The sequence below is a fragment of the Reyranella sp. genome (assembly GCF_044224635.1).
Classification (GTDB): domain Bacteria; phylum Pseudomonadota; class Alphaproteobacteria; order Reyranellales; family Reyranellaceae; genus Reyranella.
Genome location: NZ_JBGAKA010000045.1, coordinates 12,922 through 36,889 on the forward strand (window position 1 = coordinate 12,922; position 23,968 = coordinate 36,889).

16 protein-coding genes, 1 tRNA gene and 2 pseudogenes are annotated in these 23,968 nt (G+C 67.2%); 9 read left to right on the forward strand and 10 right to left on the reverse strand.

The features are described 5' to 3' along the window. The first annotated feature begins 117 nt into the window (after positions 1–117). The 7 genes from ACILR9_RS29320 (at position 118) to ACILR9_RS29350 (ending at position 8,847) form a co-directional block, all read left to right on the forward strand. The gene (locus ACILR9_RS29320) at positions 118–2,415 is read left to right on the forward strand and encodes an OmpA family protein (protein WP_395713520.1); all 2,298 of its coding nucleotides are present in this window, start codon (positions 118–120) and stop codon (positions 2,413–2,415) included. Between the two features lie 18 nt (positions 2,416–2,433). Beyond that, positions 2,434–3,690, forward strand: a complete 1,257-nt coding sequence (locus ACILR9_RS29325; RefSeq protein ID WP_395713521.1) for an LL-diaminopimelate aminotransferase — start codon at positions 2,434–2,436, stop codon at positions 3,688–3,690. A 25-nt stretch (positions 3,691–3,715) separates the two neighbouring features. Then, positions 3,716–5,008 carry a homoserine dehydrogenase gene (locus tag ACILR9_RS29330; RefSeq protein ID WP_395713522.1) on the forward strand — a complete coding sequence of 431 codons (1,293 nt, stop codon included), beginning with the start codon at positions 3,716–3,718 and terminating at the stop codon, positions 5,006–5,008. Positions 5,009–5,181: 173 nt separating this feature from the next. Further along, positions 5,182–6,177, forward strand: coding sequence for a class II fructose-bisphosphatase (glpX, locus tag ACILR9_RS29335; RefSeq protein WP_395713523.1), 996 nt, complete (start codon positions 5,182–5,184; stop codon positions 6,175–6,177). A 13-nt stretch (positions 6,178–6,190) separates the two neighbouring features. Then, positions 6,191–6,694 carry a hypothetical protein gene (locus ACILR9_RS29340; RefSeq protein WP_395713524.1) on the forward strand — a complete coding sequence of 168 codons (504 nt, stop codon included), beginning with the start codon at positions 6,191–6,193 and terminating at the stop codon, positions 6,692–6,694. Between the two features lie 188 nt (positions 6,695–6,882). Further along, on the forward strand, positions 6,883–8,727 hold the full coding sequence (gene recJ, locus ACILR9_RS29345; protein ID WP_395713525.1) for a single-stranded-DNA-specific exonuclease RecJ: 1,845 nt from the start codon (positions 6,883–6,885) through the stop codon (positions 8,725–8,727). A gap of 44 nt (positions 8,728–8,771) precedes the next feature. After that, positions 8,772–8,847: transfer RNA gene (locus ACILR9_RS29350), tRNA-Glu, on the forward strand. A 545-nt stretch (positions 8,848–9,392) separates the two neighbouring features. On the opposite strand, the gene ACILR9_RS29355 is transcribed toward ACILR9_RS29350, so the two are convergent. From ACILR9_RS29355 to ACILR9_RS29370, 4 genes are all read right to left on the reverse strand, one after another. Further along, positions 9,393–9,707, reverse strand: a complete 315-nt coding sequence (locus tag ACILR9_RS29355) for a hypothetical protein (protein ID WP_395713526.1) — start codon at positions 9,705–9,707, stop codon at positions 9,393–9,395. Positions 9,708–10,107: 400 nt separating this feature from the next. Then, entirely contained in the window at positions 10,108–10,533 is a 426-nt protein-coding gene (locus ACILR9_RS29360) for a hypothetical protein (RefSeq protein ID WP_395713527.1), read from the reverse strand. A 63-nt stretch (positions 10,534–10,596) separates the two neighbouring features. Further along, positions 10,597–10,959 carry a hypothetical protein gene (locus ACILR9_RS29365; protein ID WP_395713528.1) on the reverse strand — a complete coding sequence of 121 codons (363 nt, stop codon included), beginning with the start codon at positions 10,957–10,959 and terminating at the stop codon, positions 10,597–10,599. 241 nt (positions 10,960–11,200) lie between these two features. Continuing rightward, positions 11,201–12,577 carry a tyrosine-type recombinase/integrase gene (locus ACILR9_RS29370; protein ID WP_395713529.1) on the reverse strand — a complete coding sequence of 459 codons (1,377 nt, stop codon included), beginning with the start codon at positions 12,575–12,577 and terminating at the stop codon, positions 11,201–11,203. 543 nt (positions 12,578–13,120) lie between these two features. Here ACILR9_RS29370 and ACILR9_RS29375 point away from each other — a divergent pair. Both ACILR9_RS29375 and ACILR9_RS29380 read left to right on the forward strand, forming a co-directional pair. After that, a complete protein-coding gene (locus ACILR9_RS29375; protein WP_395713530.1) occupies positions 13,121–14,302 on the forward strand; it encodes a Fic family protein in 1,182 nt (393 codons plus the stop codon). Between the two features lie 24 nt (positions 14,303–14,326). After that, positions 14,327–15,418, forward strand: a pseudogene (locus ACILR9_RS29380) (ATP-binding protein); the annotation flags it as partial. Positions 15,419–15,730: 312 nt separating this feature from the next. Here ACILR9_RS29380 and ACILR9_RS29385 read toward each other — a convergent pair. The 6 genes and pseudogenes from ACILR9_RS29385 to ACILR9_RS29410 form a co-directional block, all read right to left on the reverse strand. Beyond that, positions 15,731–15,844 (reverse strand): annotated as a pseudogene (locus ACILR9_RS29385) (ISAzo13-like element transposase-related protein); the annotation flags it as partial. Between the two features lie 51 nt (positions 15,845–15,895). Beyond that, complete coding sequence (locus ACILR9_RS29390; RefSeq protein WP_395713531.1) at positions 15,896–17,080, reverse strand: sensor histidine kinase; 1,185 nt, start codon at positions 17,078–17,080, stop codon at positions 15,896–15,898. Positions 17,081–17,225: 145 nt separating this feature from the next. Further along, positions 17,226–19,427 carry a DUF7024 domain-containing protein gene (locus tag ACILR9_RS29395; RefSeq protein ID WP_395713532.1) on the reverse strand — a complete coding sequence of 734 codons (2,202 nt, stop codon included), beginning with the start codon at positions 19,425–19,427 and terminating at the stop codon, positions 17,226–17,228. After that, a complete protein-coding gene (locus ACILR9_RS29400) occupies positions 19,415–20,527 on the reverse strand; it encodes a glycosyltransferase (protein WP_395713533.1) in 1,113 nt (370 codons plus the stop codon). The genes ACILR9_RS29395 and ACILR9_RS29400 overlap by 13 nt, the downstream gene beginning before the upstream one ends. Before the next feature lie 16 nt (positions 20,528–20,543). Next, positions 20,544–21,980 (reverse strand): hypothetical protein, encoded by a 1,437-nt coding sequence (locus ACILR9_RS29405; protein WP_395713534.1) that lies wholly within the window; start codon positions 21,978–21,980, stop codon positions 20,544–20,546. Between the two features lie 394 nt (positions 21,981–22,374). After that, positions 22,375–23,925: a hypothetical protein gene (locus ACILR9_RS29410; RefSeq protein WP_395713535.1), complete on the reverse strand. Its 1,551-nt coding sequence runs from the start codon at positions 23,923–23,925 to the stop codon at positions 22,375–22,377. Positions 23,926–23,968: the final 43 nt, after the last annotated feature.

Genomic DNA, 23,968 nt, shown 5'->3' on the forward strand with positions numbered 1-23,968 from the left:
CGACAACTGACGGGTCAAACTTCCTCTCGGACTTCGCTACACGGAAGGACGCGCAGGGTTTACGGACGAGGGCAACGGGTGACGGCGATGCGGCGACACGTGGACGGGAACAGCAGCGTGCGCATTCTGCGCGGCCTGCTCGGCGTCTCTGCTTTGGCGCTGCTGACCGGCTGTGGGTGGTTCGGCAGCGATGCCCCGACAGGCAAGGCGCGACCGGGTGCGGACCGCCAGATCCAGGGCGCCAATGCCCTGCCGTCGGCCAGTGGTGGGCGCGGCTACGACGCGGGCATTGCCGCCACCGACGAGACCCGCCAACCCCGGATCGGCTCGCTGGTCGAAGCCAAAGGCGGCCAGAAGGCGCAGAAGGAGGCCTCCGACAAGGAAGCCGCCGAGCGCGATGCCAAGGCGCGCGAGGAGCGGCAGGCACGCGAAGCGGCCGAGAAGGAAGCCCGGGCCAACGAGCCGCCGCCAGCGAAACCGCTGACCGCTGCCGGCACGTTGCCCGGACGTCCCGCGGGCGCACAGTTGGGGCGCGACGGATCGATGCCTGAGCCGCGCCCGGCGGTCCAGACCGAGCGGACGCCGCCACCGGCACCCGCACCGCCGGCTCCGGCCGCCATGCCGGCACCACCGGCTCCGGCTCCGGCACCGGCAGCACCGCCGCCCGCGCCGGAACCGGAATCGTCCACGCCGCCGGCCGCGCCGCCGCCACGCACCGAGGCGCCGTCCGGCGACCCCAACAAGGCCTTCGTGCCGCCCGCCGGATGGTCGCCGCCAGGACAGGCCGCGGCCGTGACGCCGGCGGTCGCGAGTGCAGACGCGCCCTCGGGCCTGATCCGCGCGAGCATGGCGCCCGCAGCCCCGGTGAGGAGCGAACCGGCGTCACCGCCGCCGCCGGTGGCCGAGAGCGCGCCTCCACCTCAGCCTGGGCCGCCGCCGATGCCGGCACCCACCGCGACGCCGCCGGCGCAGACCGCCACGCCGGCGCCGCCGGTCGCAACGCCCGCGCCGCGGGGTGACGTCAACAAGGCGTTCGTGCCGCCACCGGGCTGGACGGCACCCGGTCAGACGCCGCCGACCACGGAAGTTGCTGCCGCACCTGCGCCGGCTGCTCCCGTGCCGACGTCTTCGACGGCTGCCGCAAGGCCATCCCGCGCGGCCGATCCGAACAGGGCCTTCGTGCCGCCACCGGGCTGGACCGCGCCGGGGCAGTCGGCGCCGCCGACATCGGAAGTTGCGGCGGCCGCGCCCGCGACGTCGCCGCCGATGCAGACGATGCAGATCATGATGCCGCCGCCGCCTGCGGTCGCACCGCCGTCGCCGCCGGAGCCGGTTGCCCCGACCGCACGCCCGCGCGATGCCAACAAGGCGTTCGTGCCGCCACCGGGCTGGAGTCCGCCGAGACAACCAGAGATCGCCACGCCGGCGCCGCGGCCCGCGTCGCCACCACCTGTGGCGGCGGAGCCCGCGCCACCGCCGGCGCCGGCACGCGCCCGGCAAGCAGACGTCAACAAGGCCTTCGTGCCGCCGCCGGGCTGGACGCCTCCCGGCCAGCAGATCGTAGCGGCGCCTGCGCCGACAACGGCGCCACCCGCGCCGCCACCGCCCGCCGTGGCGGTGCCCGAGACGCCGCCTCCGCCCGCTCGGGCCGCAGCGGCCTCGCGCGGCGCCGACCCCAACAAGGCCTTCGTCCCGCTGGACGGCTGGACGTCGCCGGGACAGTCCGCGCCGCCGGCGACGGCCGCTGCCGAGCCCGCGCCGACGCGTGGCGCCCAGGCGCCGCGCCAGTCCAACACCAACAGAGCCGACGTCAACAAGGCCTTCGTGCCGCCGCCGGGCTGGAGCCCGCCCTCTGCGCAGGTGCCGGCAGCGACGCAGGTCGCCACTGCGCCGACCGCGGCCCCAGCGTCCGTGGCGGAGGTGCCGCCGGCATCGCGCAATCCGAATGCCGCCTTCGTGCCGCCGCCCGGCTGGACGCCGCCCGGCGGGCGTCCGGCCGTCGAGGTTGCCGCGGCGTCCCCGCAAGCCTCGACGCCGCAGCCGACGCGACCCTCCGTCGGCACCCGGCGCGTCGCGGTCATCCAGTTCGCCCAGATGTCGTCGGATCTCACGGTCACCGACATGGCGATCCTGCAGCGGGTCGCCGAGATCCAGCGCAGCAACGGCGGGCGGGTGCGCATCGTGGCGCATGCGGCCGAGGATGCCTACGGCTCGTCGGTCGCCGCTCTGGCGCAAGGCAACCTGGACGTGTCGCGCCGCCGGGCGCTCGCCATCGCCGGCCAGCTCGTCCGGCTCGGCGTGCCGCGCGATCGCATCGTCGCCGAGGCCGCGTCCGACGCAGAGCCGATCTACGATCCCAGGACCCCCCGCGGCGTTGCCGCCAATCGACGGGCCGACATCACTGTCGAGCTCTAGGCCTCGAGGACAACGACAATGGACGATTCGGAGTTCCACCGCCTCAAGCGTCTGCCGCCCTACGTCTTCGCCGAGGTGAACGCCATGAAGGCCCGCGCGCGCGGCGCCGGCCAGGACGTCATCGATCTCGGCATGGGCAATCCCGACCTGCCGACGGCTCCGCACATCGTCGCCAAGCTTGCCGAGGCCGCCGGCAATCCGCGCGCCCACGGCTACTCGGCCTCGCGCGGCATCCCGGGCCTGCGCAAGGCGCAGGCTGCCTACTATGCGCGGCGCTTCGGCGTCGAGCTCGACCCCGAGAGCGAGATCATCGTCACGCTCGGGTCGAAGGAGGGGCTCGCCAACCTCGCGCAGGCCATCACCTCGCCGGGCGACATCGTGCTGGTGCCCAACCCCAGCTACCCGATCCATCCCTACGGTTTCATCATCGCCGGCGGCTCGGTGCGCCACATCCCGGTGCCGGGCAGCACCTCGCTCGATGAGTTCCTGCCGGCGCTCGAGCGCGCGGTACGCCACACCGTCCCCAAGCCGATCGCGCTGGTCCTCAACTATCCGTCGAACCCGACGGCGCAGGTGGTCGATCTCGACTTCTATGCCGCCATCGTCGATTTCTGCAAACGCCAGGGCATCTGGATCCTGAGCGATCTCGCCTATGCCGAGATCTATTTCGACGGCGTGCCGCCGCCGTCGGTGCTGCAGGTGCCGGGCGCGCGCGAGATCGCCGTCGAGTTCACGTCGATGAGCAAGACCTACTCGATGGCAGGCTGGCGCATCGGCTTCGCCGCCGGCAACAAGACGCTGATCCAGGCGCTGACGCGCATCAAGTCGTATCTCGACTACGGCGCCTTCACGCCGATCCAGGTCGCCGCGACCGCCGCCTTGAACGGCCCGCAGGATTGCATCGTCGAGGCGCGCAACACCTACAAGGAGCGGCGCGACGTGCTGATCGAAGGCCTCGCGGCGGCCGGTTGGACGCTGCCGGCACCGTCGGCCAGCATGTTCGCCTGGGCGCCCATCCCGCAGGCCTTCTCCGAGCTGGGCTCGCTCGCTTTCTCCAAGCTCCTGTTGACCCAGGCCAACGTCGCGGTCTCGCCCGGCATCGGTTTCGGCGAGCACGGCGATGCCCATGTCCGCATCGCGCTGGTCGAGAACAAGCACCGGATCCGCCAGGCAATCCGCAACATCCGCCAGGTCATGGCCGATCCCGGTCGCGCCATCGATCTCTACCTGCGCGGGGTGGGGGACAACATCACGCCGATCAAGGCTCGCGCTTAGCCGCAACCTGTCGTATCAGGCGGTCATGAAGTCACCTCTCAGAATCGGCATCGCCGGACTCGGCACCGTGGGGTCCGGCGTGGTCAAGCTGCTGGCCGCGCACGGCAAGCTGCTTGCCGTGCCCGGCCGCCGGCCGCTCAAGCTCGTCGCCGTCAGCGCGCGCCGCAAGGCCCGGAAGCGCGACATCGATCTGACCGGCGTGCGCTGGGAGAACGACCCGCTGTCGCTCGCCACGGCGGATGACATCGACGTCGTCGTCGAGCTGATCGGCGGCTCGGGCGGCGTGGCGCGCCGGCTGGTGCAGAAGGCGCTCGGCTCGGGCAAGCACGTCGTCACCGCCAACAAGGCGCTGCTCGCCATGCATGGCGCGGAGATCGCCGCCGCGGCCGAGGCGAAAGGGCGCATGCTCGCTTTCGAGGCGGCTGTGGCCGGCGGCATCCCGATCATCAAGGCGCTGCGCGAAGGCCTGGTCGGCAACCGGGTGCGGCGGCTCTACGGCATCCTGAACGGCACCTGCAACTACATCCTCACCACCATGCGCGAGACCGGCCGCGACTTCGACGTCGTGCTGGCCGAGGCGCAGGCGGCGGGCTACGCCGAGGCCGATCCGAGCTTCGACGTCGACGGCATCGACGCCGCGCACAAGCTCGCCGTGCTGACCGGCGCGGCGTTCGGCGCCAAGGTGAATTTTGCCGGCGTGCATGTCGAGGGCATCCGCCGCGTCAGCGCGAGCGACATCCAGTTCGCCGAGGAGCTCGGCTTTCGCATCAAGCTGCTCGGCCTCGCGCGCGAGACCAGCCACGGCATCGAGCAGCGCGTGCATCCCTGCATGGTGCCGCTGGCCGCGCCGATCGCGCATATCGAGGGCGTGTTCAACGCCGTCGTCGTCGAAGGCGATTTCGTCGGCACGACGATGTTCCAGGGCCGCGGCGCCGGGCAGGGGCCGACGGCGTCGGCCGTCGTCGCCGACCTGGTCGACGTCGCACGCGGCCGCGAGATGCCGGCCTTCGTCGTGCCGGCGGCGCGGCTTGCCGACAAGAAGGTCTCGCCGATGGAGCGGCACGAGGGCGCCTACTACATGCGCCTGATGGTGCAGGACCGGCCGGGCGTGATCGCCGCCGTCTCGGGCGCGCTCGCCCAGGAACGCATCTCCCTGGAATCGATGCTGCAGCGCGGCCGCTCGCAATCCGGCGAGGTCCCGGTCGTGCTGACCACGCACGAGACCAACGAAGCGGCGATGCGGCGGGCGCTGGCGCGCATCGCCAGGCTGAAGGCGGTGGCCGAGGAGCCATGCGTCATCAGGATCGAGGCGTTTTGAGTTTTTGCACGGCGGCCCGCCAACGCTAAAGCGATTCTCGATTTGATGGAACCGCTCGCGGTTCCATCAAATCGAGAATGCGCGCACAGGAGTTGGTTGTTGCAAGAGGCATGTTCCGTTCGGCTGTTCCAGCCGGACGGAACATGCTCTAAGAGACGCCGACGGAGGAGACGATGGCCAACGACGACGTGAAGCTCGACCGCAATCTCGCGCTCGAGGTGGTGCGGGTCACCGAGGCGGCAGCCCTTGCCGCGTCCAAGCTGATGGGGCGCGGCGACGAGAAGAAGGCCGACCAGGCGGCGGTCGACGCCATGCGCACGACGCTCAACTCGCTGTCGATCGACGGCACCGTGGTGATCGGCGAGGGCGAGCGCGACGAGGCGCCGATGCTGTTCATCGGCGAGAAGGTCGGCTTGGCCCAGAACGGCATGCCCAGGATCGACATCGCGCTCGACCCGCTCGAGGGCACGACCATCACCGCCAAGGGCCTGCCCAATGCGCTGGCCGTCATCGCCATGGCCGAGCATGGCGGCTTCCTCAATGCGCCCGATGTTTACATGGACAAGGTCGCGGTCGGCGGCGGCCTGCCCGAAGGCGTCGTCGATCTCGACAAGACGCCGCAGCAGAACCTCGCCGATCTTGCCAAAGCCAAGAAGGTCGACATCGCCGACCTCGTGGTCTGCATCCTCGACCGGCCGCGCCATGCCGAGCTGATCGCCAAGGTGCGCGAGGCGGGCGCCCGCATCATGCTGATCGGCGACGGCGACGTGTCCGGCGTCATCGCCACCTCGACCGGCGATTCGGGCATCGACATCTACATGGGCTCGGGCGGCGCGCCGGAAGGCGTGCTGGCGGCGGCGGCGCTGCGCGCCATCGGCGGCCAGATCCAGGGCCGCCTGTTGTTCCGCAACGACGACGAGAAGGGGCGGGCGCGCCGTCTCGGCATCACCGACCTCAACCGCAAGTACTCGATGCTCGAGATGGCCAAGGGCGACGTGATGTTCGCCGCGACCGGCGTCACGTCAGGGTCGATGCTGAAGGGCGTGCGCCGCTTCCACAACGGCGCGGAGACCCATTCGATCGTGATGCGCTCGAAGACCGGCACGGTGCGCTGGATCTCCGCCCATCACAATTTCTCGATCAAGTCTGGCCTGCCGAACTGGGCGTGATCATGATGGCGGGATGCGGGCCGTCCTGACTGCCGGCATCCTGTTCGCCAGCGTCGCACCGGGCCTTGCCGGGCATGCCGCGGCCGAGGATGGCTGCGGCCAATTCGCCTGGTCGGTCGAGCGCGAGCGCGAATGGTTCGGCGACGGCTTCATTGCCGCCGTCGAGAGCGAGCTGGCGCTGCCCAGGGACGGCGCCTTCACGCTGCTCCTGAAACCGGTCAGCACGGTGATCTACCGGGTGCCGCCGGAACGCGGCCGCGACGGCGGGCTGGGCGGCACCGTCACGCTGGAATGGGTCTCGGCCGGCCGCTACCAGGTGACCTTGTCGGGCGACGCCTGGATCGACGCCGTCCAGGACGACCGCCGCCTGCCCATCCTCGCCTCGACCCGCCGCTGGGATTGTCCCCGCATCCGGCTCAGCGTTCAGCTCGAGATCGCCGAGAGCGGCCCGCTCACGCTGCAGTTCGGCGGCGCCAGCGAACGCCGCCTCAACATCGCGGTGCTGCGCAGCCGGTAACCCTGCTCCTCCCAGCCCCGCCGGGGAGGTGTCGCCATCATACGGCGACGGCGGGGTCATGGCCGGGAGCGCGCCACTCCGTGGCGCTCATCGGATCGAGCAGAGCGCCACGGAGTGGCGCGTTGTCAGCGGCTGCCTCTTCATCGTGAGGTGTCCACAGCGGCTTCGGCTATGGTGGGGAGATGACCATGGACATCCGCCTCGAGCGGGCAGCTTTTCTCGGCGTCGAGCGGTCGCTGACGGGCCGACGATGGGCGTCCCGGCTGAGCGACGAACGGATGGCATTGGCGATGGCCCAGCGTCACGGCCTGCCTGATTCGATCTGCCGTCTGCTGGCCGCGCGCGAGGTCGGCCTGGAGGGTGTGCCGGATTTTCTCGAGCCGACGCTGCGCAAGTTCCTGCCCGATCCGTCGCATCTTCGCGACATGGATGCCGCCGTCGAGCGGCTGGTGCGGGCGGTACGCGCCGGCGAGCGCATCGTCGTGTTCGGCGACTACGACGTCGACGGCGCGACGTCGGCGGCGTTGCTGCTGCGTTTCTTCCGCAGCATCGGCGGCACCATCGATGTCTACATTCCCGACCGCCGCAAGGAAGGCTACGGCCCGAACGCGTCGGCGCTGCTCAAGCTCAAGGCCGATGGCGCGTCGGTGGTGGTCACGGTCGATTGCGGCGTCACGGCCTTCGAGCCGCTCGCCGAGGCGCGCCGTGCCGGCCTCGACTTGATCGTCATCGATCATCACATGGCCGAGCCGGCACTGCCCGACGCGGTGGCCGTGGTCGATCCCAACCGCCTCGACGATGCGAGCCCGCACAAGCAGCTCGCCGCCGTCGGCGTGGCGTTCCTGCTGGCTGTCGGCGTCAACCGGTCGCTGCGCCAGGCCGGCTGGTACGGCACGGCGGGTGACGTGAACGGGCGGCGCGAGCCCGACCTTCGGCAGTGGCTCGACCTCGTGGCGCTGGGCACGGTGTGCGACGTCGTGCCCTTGACCGGCGTCAACCGCGCCCTGGTGCGCCAGGGGCTCGCTGTCATGGCGCAGCGCGGCAATGCCGGCCTGGCAGCGCTGGCCGACATGGCGCGCCTGCGCGAGCCGCCCGGCGCCTACCATTTGGGCTTCATGCTGGGGCCGCGCGTCAATGCCGGCGGACGGGTCGGCGAAGCCGCGCTCGGCGCGCGCCTGCTGTCGAGCGACGATCCGCACGAGGTTGCCGCCCTGGCGCTGCGGCTCGACGAGTTCAACGCCGAGCGGCGGGCGATCGAGCGCGAGGTGCTCGACCAGGCGATCGCCCGCATCGAGGGCCAGTACGGCCCCGATCGCAAGGGCCTGCCGGCTGTCCTGGTGGTCGAGAGCGAGGGCTGGCATGTCGGCGTGATCGGCATCGTCGCCAGCCGCCTGGTCGAGCGCTACGGCCGCCCGGCTTTCGTGATCGGCATGTCGGACGAGCAGGGCGTGGAGCAGATCGGCAAGGGGTCCGGCCGCTCGGTGCGCGGCGTCGATCTCGGCGCCGCGGTGATCGCCGCCCGACAGTCCGGCCTGCTGCTGAACGGCGGCGGCCACGCCATGGCCGCCGGCGTGACGGTGGCGCGCGGCGCGCTGCCCGCCTTTGCCGACTTTCTCGACCAGCGCATCGCGCCGCAGCTCGGCGCCGCGCCGGTGGTCCGCGAGCTCGGCATCGACGCCGCCCTGGCGCCCGGTGCGGCGACGACGGAACTGGTGGACATGATCGAGCGCGCCGGGCCGTTCGGCGCCGGCAACGCGCTGCCGCGCTTCGCCTTCACCGGCGTGCGAGTGAGCTACGCCCAGCCGGTCGGCGACGGCCACGTACGGTGCAGCCTGGTCGGCGCGGGCAGGGGCAAGGTCGAGGCGATCGCCTTCCGCGCCAGCCAGACCGCGCTGGGCCCGGCGCTGCTCGATCCGACACGGCCCATTTTGCATGTCGCGGGCGCCTTGCGCATCGACCGCTTCGGTGGCCGCGAATCAGTCCGCCTGCAGATCGACGATGCGGCCGCCGGAACGGGCTCCATCCTGGCTTGATTCGAGCCCTCCCAGCCGCTACATGCTCGCGCTCCTGCGACCTCGTCCCCTTCGTCTAGAGGCCTAGGACACCGCCCTTTCACGGCGGCGACACGGGTTCGAATCCCGTAGGGGACGCCAGCAGAAATCCGAGACAGCCTAAATGTGCCAAGAATGCTTGATTTGTTAGGGTTTCAGAGCTGTTAGGGCGGAGGCTATCTAAGCTGACAATTGAAGTACGCTTTTGAAGTACGGGCCAGTCCGGCCTCCGTCGGCCTTGCTGTCACCGGGACGCCAGTGCGATCCACCGTTGGCGCTCCTGCTCTCTCGCGACCCTTTCAGCCTCCCTTCTGCGTCCCGCAGGCGACACAGGAGGCGGCGGCGGATTGGGATCGCCCCGCTTGATCGCCTTCTCCCTCGCGTACCTTTCGCGCCTGTACTCGCGCTCTTCCGCCTTCCGCACCCGCTCGCGCTCCTCCTGTGCCGCCTTGGCGCGCTCCGCGCTGGCGATGAAGTCCGCTAGAGTGCGCCGTTGGGGCCGCAGCGAGGAGGCTGGCGGGAACGACGGCGGCGGCGCCGTGCGTCCAGCCGCCCAGCTAGCGGCCTCCACAGCCATCCTCCGTTCCTCCTGTCGCTCCAGCATCTCCAGCCCGAGGCGCAGGGCCTCGGCCTGTAGGCCGGATCGTCTACCCGCCCGCGCCAAAGGGAAGCTCCATCTGTCTGGGCTCGAAGCGCGAGATGTCGAATCCGAAGCAGCCCGCGTTGACCTCGCAGTCCGTGAAGTCATCACGGTAGAGCTTGCGTCCCAGCCGGCGCTCGACGCACGGGATGCACAACATGCCGCGACTGTCGACGCGGCCGTTGACGTGTCGCCACAGCCCGTCGTGAATCATGAAGTAGTTGCGTGGGTACGACAGGGCGCGGCCGCACCCGCCGCACGGTTGGTCTAGGTACGCAACGCTGGCGAAGGCTGGCTCGCACCACAGGAAGCTCTTTCTCATTTGCTGGTCTCTCCTTCTTACGACTGATGATCGGCAGTCAGCCGGATGCAGAGGTCCATGCCCGGCCGTGGGCGCTTGACCTCGACGACAACCCCCGCGCACTCGTCCGGCAGCTCGACCCCAGCGGTGTCGCTGTCGACCGAGAGGCGAAGCTCTTGATGGCGCCCTGGTCTTGCTGGGTCAGTGCCGTAGGGGTTGTGAGGCGTGCCGCCTGCGAGGGTGCGGACCTCCAAGACGGCGGGCGTTGGGTCACCGTCCGGGGAGGTCCATCGGCCGGTGATCGAGATGCGCACTCCGCTACGGGCGCCTTCGGGCACTGGCAGTCGGATCGAGGCTGTCTGCCTGTCGACGCGGCCGAAGGTCGATGCACGGTCGCGGTCTCGAGACCGCTCGGGGCTGTTCATCGCGCCATCTCCGCGCGGGCCTGGGCTATCGCCTTGTCGGCCTTCCGGTCGCCCGACGACAGGCGGGGGCGTTCAAGAGGATGGACGAAGCCGGCGAGGGCCATTGCCAGCGTAGGCGCGGCTCGACTCTTCCGAGCTGCTCCCTCGTGCGGCAGTTGGCTATGCTCGTAGCGCCATTGCCTCTTGGCCGGCGCTGGGGTGGCTTTGGCCGGGGCGCCGCTTGGCGCGGCTGGGAGCTTGAGCTGGGTCTCTGCGACGGTGGCGGGCTTGCTGGCGGTGGCGGCTGCCTTGGCTGCTCTCTCGGCGCGCTTCTCGGCGTCGGCGGCGTTGAGTTCGGCGAGCTTCGCCATGGCCCGGAGGCCGCTGTTGTAGTCGATGTTGTTCCGGCGGCGGGTGCGGCCGGACTTGGCGATGGTGGTCACTGTTGGGTTCCTTTTGGGGGTTGATGGTGAGCTGGGCGGGGGCGCTCACACGCAGAGGGGCCTTCACGTCTGAGGGTCGCGGAGATCACCCACCCCGGAGATCGCGCTGTACGACGCCGCAGGACGACGGCAATCGGCCTTCCAGAGACGACGGCGCAGAGGCTCGCTGTCGGGTTCCGAGTAGGTCCACCGTGCCAGCTCCCCGATGGGAGCCGGCTTGGCGAAGCTGTCGTAGCTCTTGCCGACGTGGCGCATGGCGAGCGGTGTCTCAGGGTCGAAACCATGGGCGAGAAGCTCGCGCGCACTGTCCACGAGCGGTTGCCGGCTGCTGGTGACCACGAGGGAGCCGTCTTCAAGACGTCCGGTGAAGGCGCCCGGCCGGGATGGGCAGGGCACCACGATGATGCGGAGAGCGGTGAGGCTCATACACCGCTGCAGTGACGCAGGACCTCACGACTTACTGGTGGCACTCTGCCGGAAGCTGTGTGCGCGTGGTCACTGCGGATGACCATTACAAGGTGGTTGGGCCGGCTACGGCGTCCAACTGCGGACGCGGCACACCGTCTCCGACGAAGCCCCCACCGGAGGACAGGCCGTAGGTAATGCGGCGCTTCTCGTGGCCCATGATGTCTGCCGCGACGTTCACTAGCGCGCTAACCTCAGCCCTCTACACCGGGGCCTTGAGCGTCCCCGGATACGACAGCTTGGCCAACGCCGCTGGAAGGAGCCGCTTGCGGGCCTCAGGCGTCCCGTAGGTTCCACCGGTGACAGTCGCCACGTGGTGGCCGAGGACATCGCTGACCACGTCGGGGTGTTCCCCGGCGGCCCTGAGAAGCTGTTGGACCGTGTGCCTGATTGAGTGGGCGGTCTTGGTGTCCCCGTGGCCCAGCTTCTGCTTGAGCCTCGTGAACCGCTTTCCAACAGCGTCTCCACGGTGCCCGAAGCGGTCGGCGTCCAGACCATCGAAAACATACCCAGTGGTCCGCTTGCCGATGAGCCGCCGAATGACTGGGGCCAGCGGCTTGGCGATAGGCAGGCTCCTCCACCCAGCTTCGGATTTTGCGTCTTGGATCGAGGCCCAGCCCCCTGACACGTCGGCGACCTTGAGGGCACAGGCCTCCTCACGCCGCATGCCCGACATGGCAAGGACGGCAATCAGGTCCGCTAGCTCTTGGTCCTCAGTCTTGAGGGCCGCGGCGTGCAGCTCCGAAACCTCCTTGGGCGTGAAGGCCTGCCTTTTGGCTGCGGCCTTGTCCTTGCGCCGATCCTTGAAGCGCTGCCCTGCGAAGGGCTGTTGGTCCTTGGGGACTTCCCCACGTGACTGCAGGTATCCCCAAAAGGCCTTGAGGCCGGACACTTCGCGCTGAACCGTTGCCCCCGATACCTCGCCTCTACGCTTGGCGATCCAGTCGGCGACTGCCTCGCTAGTCACGTCGCTGACCAGCGGGAAGGCCTCAACGAAGCGGAGGGCCGCTGCCTTGTCCATGGACGCAGTCTTGTCCTGCACTTCGGTGGTCCTTACGGCGGACCAAGAGGACACGAAGGGGAAGAGGGGTTGACGACCTTCCAAGGCGATGGAGACGAAGGTCTTCGCCTTGGGGCCGCCAAGCTCCAGTAGGGCGTCACCTTCGGAGCCGTCGTGGAACAGCCTTGCCGACCGCTCCACGGCCGCATAGCCGCCCCTGACATGCTGGCGCGATGCCTCGCGGATGGCAGCGTCGACTAGGTCGGTGGCGTCGGGGCCACTCCTGTCGTCTGGACCTGCGTCCCTGCGTGCCTCTGCGATCATCTGCCGCCAAGCCAAGGCGTCCTCTTCGACAGTGCCCACCCGCCCACGGGCTTCAAGAACCTTGGATCGGAAGTCGCTGGCGGCTCTGTGTACGCGGGCTGTGGCTGTCCGCAGGTCATCGGTGTGCAGGTTCGCCCAGTGCGTTGACTGGTTCCCGAAGTGACCCCGCACGTCCTCGGGGATCGCTGCCCTGTACCAGTACCGGCGACGCTGGCGCACCAAGCCCCGGACGTTCGGAACAGAGACGTAGGCCATGCTGGGCTTCCCTTCGATTTGCAGTACATAGTTGAAGTACATCGAAGGCCATAAAAGCGCAACAATCCTGCATTTCCTGGCTCTTTCGATTGAGCGCCGTCACCTCCCGTAGGGGACGCCAAATCTTCGCCAGACTGGCCCAGAGCACCCCACAAAAGCCTGGAGCCCTGAGTAATGCTCGAACCGCCGCACGCTCGAGCTCTCACTTTGAGATGACCATAATGAGACAGCCACAGGAAAGCGTCATAGAGGTTCGCGACGATAGAGAATGGGCGCAGCCCCACTACATCAGCGCAAAGGGCATCGCGCAGCTTCATGAGATGGTCGCCTACGTACGCAGCGCCATGGCCGACATGACAACGCCACTACCCACCGTGGTAGCCCAGCTTACGGGTTTAAGAATGACGAGCTTGGGCTGACCTGTTCATCCGGCTACACCCGACTCCCTGGCCCCACTGTTTAAACTCGCCTACCTAAGCCTGCTCCCTAATTAAGCCAAGCGGGCATTGCTTAAATAAGGGTCGTTTGCCATAGTCGGTGCAAATGGCCGATCCCGAACCCAATCAGCGGCTTGGCCGTTTTGTCGAGACGCCCGTTGCCGGCGAGACCGTACGCGCCTTCGTGCCGCCGCCGCTGCCACCGACGCCACCTATCGATGTGCTCGTGCTGCTGGACCGTTTGAGCTTGGCCGAGCGCGCGCTTGGGCGGCTGGATGGCATCACCATGCTTCTGCCCCGCCAGGAACTCTTCCTCTACATGTACGTGAGGAAGGAGGCCGTTCTCTCTTCGCAGATCGAGGGCACCCAATCGACCCTTTCCGACCTGCTCCGCTTCGAGACCGAAGCGCAGGTTGGCGAGCCGATCGACGACATCCGCGAGGTCTCGAACTACGTCGACGCGATGATGTACGGGCTGGAGCGGCTCGAGGATCTGCCGCTCTCGCTTCGCCTCATCCGCGAAATGCACGCCCGGCTTCTGCAAAGCGGGCGGGGCGGCGCAAAAAGTCCTGGCGAATTCCGTCGGTCGCAGAACTGGATCGGCGGCACCCGTCCGGGCAACGCGCTCTTCGTCCCCCCTCCCACGACGGAGCTGGATAAATGCCTCGACGCCCTTGAGCGCTTCATGCACGAGGGCGAGTCCCGTCTGCCGGCGCTGATCAAGGCGGGTCTCCTGCACGTGCAGTTCGAGACGATCCATCCGTTCCTGGACGGCAATGGCCGCATTGGCCGTTTGCTGGTGACACTTTACCTCTGTGTCCACGGAGTGTTGCGAAAACCGCTGCTTTATCTGAGCCTCTATCTGAAGATCCATCGCGCCGACTATTATCGGCTGCTTCAGGAGGTCCGCGAACATGGGGCTTGGGAGGCTTGGCTCGACTTCTTCCTCGCTGGTGTTGCGGACACGGCAAATCAGGCCTTCGACGCGGCCACCCGGATCATCGAACTGTTCAAGCAAGACCGTGAACGCATCACAGGCGAAAGCGAGCGCGCTGGCTCCGCGCTTCGCATACACGATCTCCTTCAGCAGAACCCTTATCTCACCGCAAACCTGCTCGTCGAACGAACGGGCCTGTCAGCACCCACGGTCAACGCCGCGCTTGCCGACCTTGAGCGCCTCGGCATCGTCGAGGAGATTACCGGTCGGCGGCGTGGCCGAGTCTTCGGCTATCGCCGCTACCTTGCCATCCTGAGTGAGGGCACAGATCCTCTGCCCGCAGCAAATTGACAGACATGATCGACTACTGACGATCATGCTACGCTCGACGATCAGACGGTCCTCGAGGCCGCCCAATCTGATCCCGCTGGCTTCATTCGTGGCCTGGACCGGGCCATCATCGACGAGATCCAGCGCGCGCCTGACCTGCTCCTGGCGATCAAGAAGACGGTCGACGAGGACTATCGTCCGGGCCGGTTTCTGCTCACCGGAGCCGCGAATGTGCTGACCCTGCCGCGGATCGCCGACAGCCTAGCCGGCCGGATGGAGACCATCCGGATGCTACCGCTGGCGAGGGCTGAAATCGAAGGCCGGACGCCGACCTTTCTCGAACGCCTCTTCGAGGGGAAATTGCAGGGCCGGAAGGACGCAATCGTCGGCGATGATCTCGTCCAGCTTGCCCTGGTCGGCGGCTTCCCCGAAGCGATCAGCCGCGACAGCGAACGTCGACGGCAGGATTGGGGGCGATCCTACCTCACCTCGATCCTGACGCGCGATCTGCGCGACATCGCCGAGGTGGAGAGGCTGACCGAGCTTCCGAAGTTCGTGCGACTGCTGGCCGAGCACTCCGGCCAGTTGGTCAACTATTCGCAGTTCGGCGGAGCCATCAACGTCAGTCACAAGACAGGGCAGCGCTATGTCGGGCTGCTCGAGCAGGTATTCCTGGTCGCGACGCTGCAGCCCTGGTTCACCAATGCGCTGAAGCGCATTGCCAAGACGCCCAAACTGCACTTCCTCGATTCCGGTCTGCTGGCGACTGCGCGCGGGCTCACCTTCGATCGGTTCAGGGCGGATCGCGGGGCGTTCGGCGCGCTGCTGGAGAGCTTCGTGTTCTCGGAGGTGCTGAAACTGATGACGGCCTCGGACCTGCGACTGACGCCTCACCATCTCCGGGAGCGGGACATGCGGGAGGTGGACATCGTGCTGGAGCGCGACGACGGGACGATCGCAGGCATTGAGGTGAAAGCGAGCGCCACGGTTAAAGCTGGCGACTTCTCAGGCCTCCGGGCGTTGGCTGAGGCTTGTGGGGACCGCTTCGCGTTCGGCGTTGTTCTCTACGACAGCACGGATGTCGTGCCATTCGGCGACCGTCTGGCGGCGGCGCCATTGTCGTGCTTGTGGGGGTGAGTGCGATGGTTCGACAGGTCGATAGGTTGGGAGCAAGGGCACGGTTGACCACAGGCTTCGCTGCAGGACAGCCCACCCCGCGCGCTGGAATTTTTGGGCCTGCATCGAAGCTAATTCGGGAGGCATTCCAGGGTAGTACTTACGGCACAACAAGAGACATTGCGGGGGATGGGCGATGAAGGCATTCGAATTCCTGATTACCCAGATACGTCCGCCCGCACGAAATAGCGCCATCGGACGCGTTGGCTAGGCCCCTCTATTGCGCCCTGCAATGGCGCTTTGGCGCTCTGAGGTCACAACTTTCTTACGCTGCAGCAGGCGCGTGGCGGCGGGATAGCGCTTGCGACCCATACACTGCCACCAGCGCCGGATGCTCTCGACGGCGAAGGCCGCGGTGTCGTGATCGACCCCGACACTGACCGAGCCTATAAGGCGTGGATGGCAACGCCTACGCCAAGACGCAGGAGACTTATGACGCTAGGCCGCCAGCCGCTCCTCAGGTACCCGCAGCGTCACTATCAGCCCCTGCGGCCTCCAGTCATGCCTCTGCGTGCCGGCGAGAGTAGTCGTGACAGTCTCTCGAACCAATCTCGTACCGAATCCCACTGTCGATGGCGGGCCGGCAACGGCAGGCCCGCCGCTTTCCCGCCAGACGATTTCCAGATGCCCATCCGCGACCCGCCAATCGATCTCGACCGTGCCCCCATCCTGGGCGAGCGCACCGTACTTCAGGGCATTCGTAGCGAGCTCGTTGAAGACGAGTGCAACGCCGTTGGTCGCGTGCTCCCCGAGTGGGACCGCCGGGCCGGCGATTGCAAATCGTCGGGGCTCTTCCGGCAGCGCCTCGTGAGGTTCGAGAACGACCCTCAGCAGGCGTTCCATGTCCGCAACCTTGGGGATCCGAACATGATCAGCGAAGTCGCGGCGGATCAGGCCATGAGCCGCAGCAAGGGCGCGTATGCGGCCCGACAGGGACGTTGACAGTTCCGCCACCGACCCTGCGTGTCGGGCACTTAGCAGAACCATGCCTTCGACAATGCTGAAGACGTTCTTCAGGCGATGGCTCATCTCGCGCGAGAGCACCTGATGCTCGCCCAATGCGCCCCGGAGCTGCTGTTCGATCTGGTGTGTCTTGAGAGCCGCGCTGACAAAGGACGCGATCTCAGTGACGGCTTCGACGTGCCCCTGATGGAAGTGGCCTATGTCATTGGAGACGATCCAAAGGGTGCCCAGCTGATCGCTGCCGCTGTGAAGGGGCACCAGCAAGACCTCAGGAAGCACGACGTTCTTCTCGGCGATCCAGTCGTAGTAGCGCTCGCTATGGCGGGTAAGGAGCGGGCAATCTTCGTCCAGCGTTAGGCCGCATGGACTGAAATTGCGCGGGGTCTGTGAGCCCTCGAATACCGCGAGCGATCCGCGCAGGAACGCCCAACGGAACATTGGCGGTTCGTAAACGCTAATGCCCGATGACACCCCGCCCGCGGTCTCCATGGCGAGATCGACAAAGCGCGGCAGAACCCTTTCCGGCGCGTCGGCCATGTTGGTCGCCAGTTCCAGGATCGCTTCCTTGACCCGCATATGGTCGGTATCGGGCGCCGGACGATGGTCCAGCTCATGCGTTACGACCACGTCGGCGAGCGAGACGTCTGATCCGACCGGCACGGGACCTCGCTGGGCGTGTGTTGTGCGCCGTTCGACAGCATAGGGGGCTCGGACGGGTTAACAAGCGGTTTCGGCGGCCTGCTTACGCCCTCGCCCGCTGACGGAGGCGTCGGCAGTGGCAGGCGCGAGCGATCGGGACGAGGTGTCATCCGCCCTCCCATTCGACTGACAGCAATCCGATGCCCAGCAGTCTCGTGTCGTTGCTGATGCCCGCGCCGGCGGGCGAATGCGGACGTCCGATGCGCAGCGTCAACACGACGGAACCCGACGATCTGGCATTCGGATCGACGGCGACGCGTATGGTGCGGACCTGCCCGGCGACGAGCTCGCCTTGCCAAAGCGTCTTGTCTCCCATCATCACGGTGAGGGGCTGCGGCTGCGATGGCGCGGCCGAGAAGGCCGTCAGCTCGAGCCGAAGCGCGCCGGCATGTGGCTGCGTCGGGAGGGGCAACCACAACACCGCCAAAGGCCCGTCCGTCCAGGTGCCCCAAGGCTCGGGGCCGCTCCAGCCCTCGTACAGCCAGTCCGCGCCCGGTTGGCCCAGAGCGATCGGATAGCGCACTCCGGGTTGCACCGACTGTCCGGGGAACAGCTGCGCAAGGGCGTCCGCCAGGGGCAGAGCGGCTGGTCTCTCGTCACGGCAGACGAGCAGGTCCTTGCCGACGGTGCAATTCCGCCGCCTGAGAAGCTCGACGAGGTTGGCGCGTGACAGCGAGCCCCGGAGAATCACGTCGGTTACGCCAGCCAGCGGCTTGTCGCTGGCAATGCGTGACCGATCGCAATCTCCGGTCGCGCCGCGCGCCAGCGGCGGCTGATGCACGACGGCACCGGCTCTCGCCATTTCCAGCGCAAGTGGACGGACGAGCGCTGAGCCTTGAAACGTCAGGCATGCCCAGCTTGGGCGAAAGCGAACATCGTGCATCGGGGCGTTCGCAACCAGGCTGGCCAGCGACTCCTCGGGGAGCACCGCCGGCGGCTTCGCGAGCATGGTCCGGATTTCCTGTCGCAGCAACGCGACGTCGAGAACCTGCACGCCGAGCGCCACGGTGATGGCGACGGAAGCCGCGCGAACCCCCATGAGCTGTACACTGGCAACGAGTGCCAGGATCACAAGCAGGTAAAGAAGAGGCCAGGCGAAACGTCCGTTGGAGCGAAACTGCTCCCAGAACGTGGCCGTTATTTCGGGAACCGGCAGCGAGACGATCCTCTCGTTTCCCACCCAAAGGTCGGGGAACAGGGCAATCGGCAAGAGTCCGCCCACCACGATGGCAATCGGCCAATAACGCCGGAGGTCGTCCGTGCCCTCGTTGATCCGATCCAACGGTCCGGTTCGCCGCGACACCAGGAAGCGGCGTGCCGCGCCGATCGCGGCAAGGCTAAGCAGCAGCAGCGTGCCGGTCCCGACGTAGGCCATACCTTCGTATTGGCCGTGCGTCGCATCGATCGACCGGCTCGCCTGCCAGATATCGGAATAGGAAAAGTCGAACGGCCCGAGCAGATTGAGCGAATGATGGCCGGGCTTGGTTATCAACGGCCCGATGGTCAACCCGGCCTTGGGAGGCGGCAAGAGACCGACAATGGCCGCACCGAGGATGGCCGCGCCCACCAGGCCAACTGCAAGCGCCACGGCAGCAGGAGCACGTTTGTCGGCCACGAGGACGAGGCAGCCGGACAGCAGCACGGCCACGACCTGAAAAGCCAGATAGGCATGCGTTGCGCTCGCAACCGCGCACAGGGCGAGTGCACCGATGACCCCGCCAAGCGCAATCCGGCCGGCACGGCACCAACCGAGCGAGAGTCCGAGCGCGAGGAGGATCTGCCAATGCCAGGTCAGAGCCAGATGTTGCAACAGCAGACGGAACAACCAGAAGGGCGCACAGGCCAGCAGCAGCGCGCCCGGGACGATGACGGCCCAGTGAGACAGGCCCGCGCGCCGCAGGGCCCATCCCGCAGCAATCGGCTGGAGGACCTGCCCGAGGAAGATCGCCAGCCCGAACGGCGGCAGTGCGGACGCTTCGACCCCAAGAATCTTGAGGGCGATCGCCAGCAAAGGCAGGCTGTCGGTATAGGCGATGGAGATCGGTTTGCCATCCGCCAGCAGACGCCCGGTGGCAGCCAGCGGCCAATGCCACGCATCGCGCAGGAATGCCTCCAGGCCAATCACGCCGACGGCGATATCTCCGGGCGGTGACTTCCAGAACGGGGCATCGGCCGACCAGAGCATGGGACCCACCAGCCACACGCCGTGCAGGGCGCCGATCAGACCAAGCAGGGCCAGAGACCACCACGCGCCGGCGCGTCCTGCGACGTGCCCGCTGTAGAGCGTGCCGGAGCTCAGCGCCGCCACGTATAGATCGCCGAGACGGCATAGTTCCAGACCGAGCCCACCAGGGCGCCGGCGAGCCCGGCCTGCCACCAGACCGACCACTGCGTGTAGATCGCATTGGCGATACCGACGTTGGCGATCGCGCCGATGCTGCAGATCAGGTAGAAAGTTGCCAGACCGGTCACGATGTTCCAGCCGCGCCGCCGCTTGTCGGCGTAGGTGAGATAATTGTTGAGAAAGAAGTTGTTGGTCATGGCGACCCAGGTCGAGAGCGCCTGGGCGACGGCAAAGGGCAATCGCCAGTCCACCGCAACCGCGAGCACGGCAAGGTGAACCAGCAGCCCGATACCGCCCACGGCCGAGAACAGCAGGTAGCGCGCCGGCACGATGCCGGCACAGAGCTTTTCGATCAGCAGCAGCAGGTATTCGGCAACGATCCCCGCGCTCAGCTTGCTGTCGCCCGCATGGCGAGGACGAAACCGGAAGGGCAGCTCAGCCACTCTCAGTGGGGGTCTTGCGCTCACCAGGATATCGAGCAGGATCTTGAACCCGATGCCGCTCAAGCGCGGTGCCACCTCGTCGAACTGCGCCCGACGCATGGCGAAGAATCCGCTCATCGGGTCGGACACGGGTTGCCGCAGAACCAGTCTCGAGAGCATGGTGGCAGCGCGGCTGGCAATGCCGCGACGGGCTCCCAGTGCTGTCCCGTCTCCGCCCGCCATGTAGCGGCTGCCGATTGCGAGATCGGCAGTGTCCAGCGCCTCCAGCAGGTGCGGGATCAGGTCGGGGTCGTGCTGCAGGTCGGCATCCATCACGACGAAGGCCGGCGTCGTGGTCGCCAGGACGCCGTCTATGCAGGCCGACGAGAGGCCACGGCGCCCAAGCCGCCGCAGCAGGCGCACGCGGGGATCGCCGTGGGCCAGCGCCATCACCGCCTCGGCGGTCCCGTCATGACTGTCGTCGTCGACGAAGACGACCTCCCAGGCAATGCCCCGCAGGGCGCGATCAAGCGCAGCGACCGTAGGCTCTATGTTGCCCCGTTCGTTCAGGGTCGGGACGATGATCGACAGGGCCGGAACGCCGGCGCGACCGCCCCCGGCTTCGACGATCGGACAGTTCATCGACAGCATCGCCGTCCTAACGAAGGACGATCGCGGTCCATGCCCCGCCCGCATACGTTCCGATCACCCGATTGCCGCGAAGCTTGCCGACGTAGGTCATCTTGGCCTGCTTGTCGCGCGGCTCGCGCATGATGAAGATCTGGTCGCCGTCGCGGACGATTTCCGCCGTGTACTGCACCACCAGGCCGCCTTTGGTCATGGTCGCGTCGAACACGTTGGTGCCGGGCCGGCGAACCAGCGCTCCGGACCAGGCATCCTCTTCCATGTACCAGACGTTCCCGGGCGGAATTCCCCGGGCAGTCACCACCTCGACCTTCGGCCGGACCTTGCGAGAGAAGTAGGTCACGCCGGACTCGACCAGTCGGCCGATCGGCCAGTCCCTGATGAACGTCCGATCCTTGACGCCCGCGACCTCGGCATAGCCGTAGACGAACGGCGCCTGCACCAGCACCAGTGCCGCCAGCCAGCAGCCGGCAGGCAGCCACCGCCCGGGCGGTCCAGCAGGCTCGAGCGACTCGGCGAGCAGAACAGTCAGAAGGGCAAAGAACGGCGCTGGCGCCAGGAAGCGCGTGAGGTCCCAGCCGACCAGGTTGATCGACAGGGGAAGCAGCGTCGCGAGGCCGAGCGCGATCCAGGCGCGCCTGTCGGCGCGCTCGCGCTCGTACAGCACGATGAGCAGGACCGCCGGCAGCGTGAAGTAGGCTACTGCAATCAGGACGTTCGAGAAGTAGTTGCTGATTTTCCACAGGACGATGTACAGGCTCGAGAGGAAGGTCTGCCCGAACTGATAGGCGACGCTGAACGCCTTGACGTCATCGGGCAGCGGTGCCGCTTGCATCTGGGCGATGGCGGCCTCCGGCGTCGGCACGAAGTATACGATGGCCGTGGCGACCAGCGGCGCCGAGAGCGCAAGGCAGGTCTGCAGATTGGGCCGCAGCCACAGCGCCACGGCGGCCGGACAGAACCAGGTGAAGATGAAGGCATCGTGGACGAACGGACCGACGGCACCGACCGCGGCGGCAAGCCATAGGCGGTCTTTCGCCAGGGCGATCGCGGCCAGCACCAGCAGCAGATAGTCGTAGGCATCGAGAAAGCCCACGTTGTAGGAGACCGTCGGAATGAACTGCGAGGCCGCGTACAGCGCATAGAGTGAGGGCGCGAGCAGGTCGCGGCGTCGCAGCTCGATGCTCGCCGTCCAGGCGAAGAGAAGGACGAGGACGGCGATGTTCGTCGCGGCGTACACGACGGCCGCGACGGCCAGCGCGTCGGCCAGATTTGACTGGTCGACGACCCACGACAGCATGTGGCCGACCAGGCCGCGGCGCACCAGCCCATCATGGTAGTTGATCACATAGTAGAGATGGACATCGGGGCTGATCCCGTAGGCAAACCCCTTTGCCACGCCGAAGACCGTGAGCAGCACGCAAGCCAGAAGCGCAAGCCACGAGAGCATCGAAGTCGGCCACCAAGTCGTGCCGAGAGTGGCCTGCGTTTCACTCCGGAGCTTACTCAATCTGCTTACTCTAGGCTGGGTTATGGAGATACTGTACATCAGGTGATGACAATTGGCATGCAAGAATATCCAGTGATAAAGACAACTTAATGGGGCGTTACTGCAAGTGTTGCTGTCTGTCGGTGCTGCAGCGCACGCGGCTCGCTGGCCATTGGGTGCTTGCCATGAAGTCCTTCACTGGTAACGCCGCGGTAAAGGCTGCATAACGCTCGCGCTCGCCGTGTCGGGGCCTGCTTTGCTCTGGCCCTGTGTCTGATGATCCGCGAAGACGCTGACCTGCATGCAAGCGGCGTGGTTGTCCTGCTCTCCATTATGCAGTGGTTTGTAGCCAAACTCACTGCTGGTTCAGGACGCTCCACCAGATTCGAAGTATCGCCGTCCGCCCGGTCCCGCCGATGGCATCGCCCGGCACGGCGCCCGGTGTCGCGACGAAGCGGCGATCGAGCGGTCCTGCGGCGAAGACCAGCCAGACCGGGTTGTGAGGCAGGCGTCCAGGAGAGACCGCCGATGCATTAATCACGTGGACCGGCTTGTCCGCCGCGAGGTAGGCGACCGGCCAGTAGAGCCACCAATCCTCGACCACAACTTGCAACGGGCGCGGCCTCTGATGCGAATTGGCAAGCAATGCCCGGAACGCCAATTCCTTGGGCTCGACCGGTCCGGTCCAGAATGTTCGATGCGACAGACTGCCGGTCGCTTCCAGGGCGGCGAAATAGTGCCGGTGGAAGCCGATCAGGAGCAGCGCTCCGATCAGTACGGTAGCCGCCAGCGGCCAAGCCATCCGCGCACCACGTCCGCCGATCTCGCGAAGCAGTATTGTCGTCGCCAGCACGGTCGGTGCGATCAGGCAGATGGAATAGCGCTCCAGATGCGGAGCCATCGCGTCGGGCCCAGCGACTAGGAAGAAGCAGAGCAGGGTCGCGAGCCAGCCGGAGACGATGCCGGCTTCGCGGCCAAAGGGGCGCCGCCGCAACATCCAGAGACCGGCGGCGATCAGGCCGGTCAAGCTCGACAGGATGGCGAGGTCCACGAGCCGCTGTTCGCCGCCGAAGCCCGCGCCGGCGATGTAGGTATAGACCGTGTCGCCTGAGATCAGCCGACCGAACAGGACCACAAAGCTGGCCCATTGCGCGGGATCGAGGATGCGCGCGAGCATCGTCAGCGGGTGGGCCGATGCCTGAGCGTGCGGGCTCGTAACCGCCAATATGCCGAGCGCGAGGACGAACATCGGCAGCGCCGGGGCTGTCCACTTCACTGCGGCGCGCCAGCCCGAACGCTCGGCCGCGACTCCGAGCAGAGTGAGAAGCAGAAAGGGCGCGATGAAGACGTTGGTCGGATGGGCAGCGAGCGCGACCGCAAAGGCCAGGGCGCAGGCCAGTCGCTGTCCGGCCAACGCGAAAGCAGTGCAGACGAGGGCGATCATCGGCCCATGGCTAGGATCCCATCCAAAGCGTGCATATGCGATGCTCGTCGGTAAGGCGGCCATCAAGATGAGCGCGATCACTGCCGGGTGCCGATCGAAATGGCGCTGCATGATCCACCAGGTGAGCCCGGCGGCTGCAATCGATGACAGCACGGTGGGCGACCGCAGCAGTGCAAAGGAAGGCGGGAAAATCGTCTGAAGGATCAGCAGCGATCCGACCTGGAAGGGACCTGGCAGGTTGCCGCTTGGCGTCCGCCATTGTGCATCGGTCCCGCTTGCGATGGTCTGCGCAAGCACTCCGTACCAGGCTTCGTCGCCGTTGACGCCAGGCAGATGATCGAGGCCGATGACGCGGAAAGCGGTGGCGACGATCAGAAGGGCCGCGATGGCAAGTGCCCAGCCGACGCGAAGGACAGGAACGGGCAGGTCGCGATCCGCCCCATATTTCGGCATTCCGTCCATGGATTCTCTATAGCGAGCTTGGGAAGGGCAGGGCAATCCACCT

Coding starts and splice junctions, on each gene's coding strand:
- ACILR9_RS29325 (WP_395713521.1), top strand. CDS start 2,434: ATGGACGATTCGGAGTTCCACCGCCTCAAGCGTCTGCCGCCCTACGTC.
- ACILR9_RS29330 (WP_395713522.1), top strand. CDS start 3,716: ATGAAGTCACCTCTCAGAATCGGCATCGCCGGACTCGGCACCGTGGGG.
- glpX (WP_395713523.1), top strand. CDS start 5,182: ATGGCCAACGACGACGTGAAGCTCGACCGCAATCTCGCGCTCGAGGTG.
- ACILR9_RS29340 (WP_395713524.1), top strand. CDS start 6,191: ATGCGGGCCGTCCTGACTGCCGGCATCCTGTTCGCCAGCGTCGCACCG.
- recJ (WP_395713525.1), top strand. CDS start 6,883: ATGGACATCCGCCTCGAGCGGGCAGCTTTTCTCGGCGTCGAGCGGTCG.
- ACILR9_RS29355 (WP_395713526.1), bottom strand. CDS start 9,707: ATGAGAAAGAGCTTCCTGTGGTGCGAGCCAGCCTTCGCCAGCGTTGCG.
- ACILR9_RS29365 (WP_395713528.1), bottom strand. CDS start 10,959: ATGAGCCTCACCGCTCTCCGCATCATCGTGGTGCCCTGCCCATCCCGG.
- ACILR9_RS29370 (WP_395713529.1), bottom strand. CDS start 12,577: ATGGCCTACGTCTCTGTTCCGAACGTCCGGGGCTTGGTGCGCCAGCGT.
- ACILR9_RS29375 (WP_395713530.1), top strand. CDS start 13,121: ATGGCCGATCCCGAACCCAATCAGCGGCTTGGCCGTTTTGTCGAGACG.
- ACILR9_RS29400 (WP_395713533.1), bottom strand. CDS start 20,527: ATGAACTGTCCGATCGTCGAAGCCGGGGGCGGTCGCGCCGGCGTTCCG.
- ACILR9_RS29405 (WP_395713534.1), bottom strand. CDS start 21,980: ATGCTCTCGTGGCTTGCGCTTCTGGCTTGCGTGCTGCTCACGGTCTTC.
- ACILR9_RS29410 (WP_395713535.1), bottom strand. CDS start 23,925: ATGGACGGAATGCCGAAATATGGGGCGGATCGCGACCTGCCCGTTCCT.